General features: G+C 69.6%; 4 protein-coding genes. 2 read left to right on the forward strand and 2 right to left on the reverse strand.

Annotated features, from left to right (window positions below; genetic code table 11):
* Positions 1–732: NYN domain-containing protein (locus tag E0D90_RS23040; RefSeq protein ID WP_130799927.1), on the reverse strand; the 732-nt coding region annotated here is incomplete at its 3' end.
* A 198-nt stretch (positions 733–930) separates the two neighbouring features.
* On the opposite strand from E0D90_RS23040, the gene E0D90_RS26790 reads away from it, so the two are divergent.
* Entirely contained in the window at positions 931–1,092 is a 162-nt protein-coding gene (locus E0D90_RS26790) for a hypothetical protein (RefSeq protein ID WP_157996924.1), read from the forward strand.
* 182 nt (positions 1,093–1,274) lie between these two features.
* On the opposite strand, the gene dnaE is transcribed toward E0D90_RS26790, so the two are convergent.
* Complete coding sequence (gene dnaE / locus E0D90_RS23045; protein ID WP_130799928.1) at positions 1,275–4,817, reverse strand: DNA polymerase III subunit alpha; 3,543 nt, start codon at positions 4,815–4,817, stop codon at positions 1,275–1,277.
* 302 nt (positions 4,818–5,119) lie between these two features.
* Here dnaE and E0D90_RS23050 point away from each other — a divergent pair.
* Positions 5,120–5,711: hypothetical protein (locus E0D90_RS23050; protein WP_130799929.1), on the forward strand; the 592-nt coding region annotated here is incomplete at its 3' end.

Genomic DNA, 5,711 nt, shown 5'->3' on the forward strand with positions numbered 1-5,711 from the left:
GGTGGGGACGCCGGGTTTGGCCTGGGTGTCGGCGGTCTCGGTCTCGTCCTCGGGGGGTTCGGGCGGGGCGCTGCCGTTCTTGGACGACTCCAGCGTCTCCCCGGCCGGTTCGGGCAGCGGTGCGGCGAGGATGGCCGCGATCTCGGGCCGGGTGGCGGGCTGCGGATGGCCGCCGGGGGCGCTCTCCCGGACGCGGACGGCCTGGGTGATCCAGGCGCGGTCCAGGACGCGGCGTTCGTCGGCTTCGGCGACGAGGTCCTCGGACTGGTTGTAGTCGCCGTCCGCCGCCTGGACGGCCCACAGGTGCACGGCGACGCCGTGTTCCTTGGCGGAGACCAGGCCGGGCAGCAGGTCGCCGTCTCCGGTGACCAGCACGATGTCGGAGCAGGCGCGGTTGCGGGCCAGTTCGGTCAGCTCCGCGTGCATGGCCGCGTCGACGCCTTTCTGCGCCCAGCGGCCGTCACTTCGGGTGAGCGCCCCGAGTCTCACGGTCACCCGGGGCATCACCCGCAGGCGGCGGTGTTCGGGTTGCGGCACCCGGTCGGGGGCGCCGTCGAACCAGTAGATCCGGAGCAGTTCGCAGCCGGTCTCCTCGCTGGCGCGCTGCCGCAATCCCTGGATCAGCGCGTTGTGTTCCACGGTGATACGGGAGCGGGCGGGATCCCCGGCCAGCAGACTGGCGGCTGCGCCCAGTAGGTAACCGGCATCGACCAGCACGACGCAACGGTCCACGGCACACCCCTTTCCGGAGGTCTTCGACCACGCATTTCCTTGAGTCTGCCCGACCGTGAGCCGTCTATCAGCCCCAACTCGATCTTCGGCGTGGCGAATGCGAAGGCCGCCCGAAATGCGAGGGATGCCGCATCGTGCAAGGCTGGTCGCGCCCGGAGCTGTCCGGGCCACCGGACCTCACGTTGGAGGCGATCCCAGATGGCCAAGAACAAGGGCAAGGACCGAAAACACCCGGATCACGGGCGCACGGCGGTGCCGAACGCCGAACAGCCGCGCGCCACCACCACGCAGGAGGGTGGCGCGATGGGCGAGCACCGCACCTCACCGAAGAAGCGGGAGCGCCGCTTCGGGCACAACTGACCGCCGCGCCGCCGCACTCGGGAGCCTGCCGGAATCGTGACGGAGCCGGCCGGCCCCGGCACGCGGCGTGACGCGGCCCCGGCGGGGCGCGGACCGGCGTGAGCCGTACCGCGCCCCGCCGGCCGTGCGCCGGGCGGGTACCGGCCGAGCGGGGCTCGGCCGGAGCCGCCCGCGTCGTCGTGTCAGCCGGAGAGGCAGGACGGCCCGAGGAGGGCCTTGAGATCGCCGAAGAGGGCGGGTCCCGGGTCCACCCGGTGCCGGTCCAGCCGGAGCACCGTGGTGTCGCGGACACCCTGGAGCCTTACCCGCACCTCGGTGCCGCCGCGGTGCTGGCCGAGCACCTCGCCCAGTTCCCTCACCAGCGGCGGGGAGATCTTGACGGTGGGGATGGTCAGCGTGACCGGGGCGTTGGCCGACGCCTCGGAGAGGTCCGGTACCTGCATCTCCATCGCGACCACCCGGGGGACGTCCTCCCGCTTGTCGAGGCGTCCCTTGACGAAGACGATGGCGTCCTCGACGAGTTGGGTGGAGACCAGCTGGTAGCTGGCGGGGAAGAACATGCAGTCGATGGAGCCGGCGAGGTCCTCGACGGTGGCGATGGCCCAGGCGTTGCCCTGTTTGGTCATCTTCCGCTGGAGGCCGGAGATGATGCCGCCGACGGTGACGACGGAGCCGTCGGAGTAGTCGCCGCCGGTGAGCTGCGCGATGGCGGTGTCGGCCTTCTCCCGCAGGACGTGTTCGAGGCCGAAGAGCGGGTGGTCGGAGACGTAGAGCCCGAGCATCTCGCGCTCCTGGGCGAGGAGGTAGGTCTTCTCCCACTCCTCGTCGGTGAACTCCACGTCCATGCCGAAGCCCGGGGTGTCGTCGGTCTCCTCGCCGCCCATGGCACCGAAGAGGTCGAACTGGCCCTCCGCCTCCTTGCGTTTGACCTGGACGACGTTGTCGATCATCGGCTCGAAGTGCGCGGTCAGCCCCTTGCGGGTGTGGCCCAGCTCGTCGAAGGCGCCGGCCTTGATCAGCGACTCGGTGGTGCGCTTGTTGCAGACGACGGCCTCGACCTTGTCGAGGTAGTCGGGGAAGGAGGAGAACTTCCCCTTGGCCTTGCGGGAGCGGATGATCGACTCCACGACGTTGGCACCGACGTTGCGCACCGCGGTGAGGCCGAAGACGATGGTGTCGTCGCCGCGCGGAGTGAAGTTGGCGTCGGACTCGTTGACGTCCGGCGGGAGCACCTTGATGCCCATCTTCCGGCACTCGTTGAGGTAGACCGCCGACTTGTCCTTGTCGTCCCGCACCGACGTCAGCAGCCCCGACATGTACTCGGCCGGGTAGTTGGCCTTGAGGTAGGCCGTCCAGTAGGTGATCAGCCCGTACGCCGAGGAGTGCGCCTTGTTGAAGGCGTAGCCGGCGAAGGGCACCAGGACGTCCCAGACCGCCTGGATCGCGGCGTCGGAGTAGCCCTTGTCGCGGGCGCCCTTCTGGAAGTTGACGAACTCCTTCTCCAGCACCTCGGGCTTCTTCTTGCCCATCGCCCGGCGCAGCAGGTCGGCCTGGCCCAGGGAGTAGCCGGCCAGCACCTGGGCGGCCTTCTGCACCTGCTCCTGGTACACGATGAGGCCGTGGGTGATGTCCAGGACCTCCTTGAGCGGCTCCTCCAGCTCGGGGTGGATCGGGGTGATGTCCTGCTGGCCGTTCTTGCGCAGGGCGTAGTTGATGTGCGAGTTCATGCCCATCGGGCCGGGCCGGTACAGGGCCGAGACGGCGGAGATGTCCTCGAAGTTGTCGGGCTTCATCAGCCGCAGCAGGGACCGCATCGGGCCGCCGTCGAACTGGAAGACGCCGAGGGTGTCGCCGCGCTGGAGGAGTTCGTAGGTCGCCGGGTCGTCCAGGGGGACGTCCAGCAGCGTGATCTTGACGCCCTTGTTCTTCTCGATCGCCTTGACGGCGTCGTCCATGATCGTGAGGTTGCGCAGGCCGAGGAAGTCCATCTTCAGCAGGCCCAGCGACTCACAGCTGGGGTAGTCCCACTGGGTGACGACCACGCCGTCGTTCTTCGGGGAGAAGACCGGCACGTGGTCGATCAGGGCCTCGCTGGACATGATGACGCCGGCGGCGTGCACGCCCATCTGCCGCACCAGCCCCTCGATGCCGCGCGCGGCGTCGATGACCTTGGTGACGTCCGGCTCGTTCTCGTACATCGAGCGGATCTCGCCGGCCTCGGAGTACCGGGGGTGGTTCTTGTCGGTGATGCCCGACAGCGGGAGGCCCTTGCCCAGGACGTCGGCGGGCATCGCCTTGGTGATCCGGTCCCCGACCGCGTAGGGGTAGCCCAGCACCCGCGCGGAGTCCTTGATCGCGTTCTTCGCCTTGATCGTGCCGTAGGTGCCGATCATCGCGACCTTGTCGGCGCCGTACTTCTCGGTGACGTACCGGATCACCTCGCCGCGCCGGCGCTCGTCGAAGTCGATGTCGACATCGGGCATGGAGACGCGCTCGGGGTTGAGGAACCGCTCGAAGATCAGCCCGTGCTCGATCGGGTCGAGGTCGGTGATGCCCATCGCGTACGACACGATCGAGCCCGCCGCCGATCCACGCCCGGGGCCGACGGCGATCCCGGCGTTCTTCGCCCACATGATGAAGTCGGCGACCACGAGGAAGTACCCCGGGAACCCCATCTCGATGATGACGCCCATCTCGTAGGCGGCCAGCCGCTGCCGGTCCTCGGGGACGCCGCCGGGGAAGCGGCGCTCCATGCCCCGCTTGACCTCCTCCTGGAACCAGCTGACCTCGTCGTAGCCCTCGGGCACCTCGAAGCGCGGCATCAGGTTGCGGGGCTTGAACATGCCCTCGGTGTCGATCCGCTCCGCGATCAGCAGGTGGCTGTTGCGGCAGCCCTCCTGCCAGGCGTCGGAGTTGTCGATGGCGTACATCTCGTCGGCGGACTTCAGGTAGTAGCCGGAGCCGTCGAAGCTGAACCGGTCGGGGTCGGAGAGGTTGGAGCCGGTCTGGATGCACAGCAGGGTGTCGTGGGCGGCCGACTCGTGCTCGTAGGTGTAGTGCGAGTCGTTGGTGACGACGAAGGGCGCGCTGATCTTGCGCGCGATCTCCTCCAGCCCGGCGCGGGCCCGCCGGTCGATGTCGATGTTGTGGTCCATCAGTTCGACGAAGAAGTTCTCCTTGCCGAAGATGTCCTGGTACTCGCCGGCTGCCTTGACCGCCTCGTCCATCTGCCCCAGCCGGATGCGGGTGGAGATCTCGCCCGACGGGCAGCCGGTGGTGGCCATCAGGCCCTCGGAGTACTCGGCGAGCAGTTCGCGGTCCATGCGGGGCTTGCGGAAGAAGCCCTCCAGCGAGGCGCGTGACTGGGCCCGGAAGAGGTTGTGCAGCCCGGTGCGGTTGCGCGCCCACATCGTCATGTGGGTGTACGCGCCGGCGCCCGAGATGTCGTCGCGCTTCTGGTGGGGCGCGCCCCACTTGACCGGCCGGGTGTAGCGGCGCGACTCCGGCGCCAGGTACGCCTCGATGCCGACGATCGGTGTGATCCCGGCGTCCTGCGCCTTGTGGAAGAAGTCGTAGGCGCCGTGGAGGTTGCCGTGGTCGGTCATGGCGATGTGGCTCTGGCCCATCTCCTGACACGCGTTGAACATGTCCTTGAGCCGCGCGGCCCCGTCCAGCAGCGAGTACTGGGTGTGGACATGGAGATGCGTGAACGGCTTGCTCACCACGGGAACCTTCCGACGATCACCGACGACGTACCGGGCCGGCGGGGCGCGCGCCGGTCAGGCGGGCGGGCCGGTCGCGAGGGTGCGCACGGGGCTTCCGCGTGAGGCGGACGGACCCCGGCACCGGACACGACCCTACCGCCGCCGACCGACATCCCGTCGTCGCCCCACGCCTCGGAATCCGGCCGCGTCTTCGCAGGTCACGGCCGTGCCCGGGGGAAAGGCCGAGGTCAGCGGCGGTCGCTGTCGGGCAGCCCGTGACCGCGGACTGTGCCCACCGGCCACGGCATGGCACACTCACCCTGATGGCCTTCTCCGGATTGGGTATACGCGTCGTGCGCGCCGCGGTCTTCACCGCGCTGTGCGTCACGCTGTCCGCCGGTGCCCATGTGCTGTTCTCCGGAAAGCCTCTGCCGCTGCCCGTGGTGACCTCGGTGACCGCGGTCGTCTTCGTCATCGCCCTCCTGCTGGCGGGACGGGAACGCCGCTTCCGGCACATCGCCGCGCTGTTGCTTCCGCTCCAGCTCGGTGCCGACGCCGTCTTCACCACCGGCCAGACGGCCTGTTACAGCAGCGCCCCACCCCCGGTGCCTGTGCGGTTGATCGGTGTCGACCTCATCTGTGCGGGTGGGGATCTCGGGACGCCGCTGGCGCGGCTGGTCAGCGGCACGGACACCGCGATCAACCCGGCCGCTCCCTGGCTGCTGCTGGCCGCGCACCTGTGCGTGGGCCTGCTGGCGGCCGGCTGGCTCCGGGGCGGCGAACAGGCGGTGGCCAGGCTGCTGCGCGCGGCGGTGGCGGCCGGTTTCCGGCCGCTGCGGCTGGTCGCCGCGGTCAGCGTCGTCGGGCGACGGCCCGCGGTGATCGGCCCCCGTCCCACCCCGCTTCCGGTGCGTC

The organism is Streptomyces otsuchiensis (assembly GCF_004305975.1).
GTDB lineage: Bacteria > Actinomycetota > Actinomycetes > Streptomycetales > Streptomycetaceae > Streptomyces > Streptomyces otsuchiensis.